We start from the raw sequence: 420 nt of genomic DNA on the forward strand, positions 1-420 counted from the left end.
GTTGTAGGTTGTGGAATAGGCGCTGCACAGGGCGTAGATCTCTTCCAGCGCGATATGTTTAAAGGTCCCCGGCGTTCCGGCGAGGATCACCGGCGATCGCATTTCACTGCACACTTCGAGGATCGCTTGGATCGTCTCGGCGTTATGAATGTTAAAAGCAGGCACCGCGTAGCCATTGGCCTGGGCGTCCTGTAACAGATATTTAGTGGAGATAATGCTCATAATGCGATCCTCTTATGCCTGCCACGGATGAATGATTACGCCTTGCACCACGCGGTTAACGGTGCCACTGGCTGATGGGGTATCCGGCGTATTGCCCATGTGCAGCGACTGCATCAGTGCAAACGTCTGGGCGTACATCAGGAAGCAAAATGCCTGCTCAACGTCGATAAAGTGACGTGACGGTGGCAGGATGATATG

At 53.6% G+C, this 420-nt stretch carries 1 protein-coding gene and 1 pseudogene; both read right to left on the reverse strand.

Features of this window, described 5'->3' with window-relative positions; all coding sequences use genetic code 11:
- Positions 1-222 (reverse strand): class II fructose-bisphosphate aldolase (locus I6F21_RS38095; protein ID WP_225184430.1); only part of this gene is annotated, 222 nt, incomplete at its 3' end.
- A gap of 12 nt (positions 223-234) precedes the next feature.
- Positions 235-420, reverse strand: a pseudogene (locus tag I6F21_RS38100) (hypothetical protein); the annotation flags it as partial.

Origin of the sequence: Bradyrhizobium sp. NBAIM03 (assembly GCF_020194055.1) — a bacterium.
Lineage (GTDB): Bacteria > Pseudomonadota > Alphaproteobacteria > Rhizobiales > Xanthobacteraceae > Bradyrhizobium > Bradyrhizobium yuanmingense.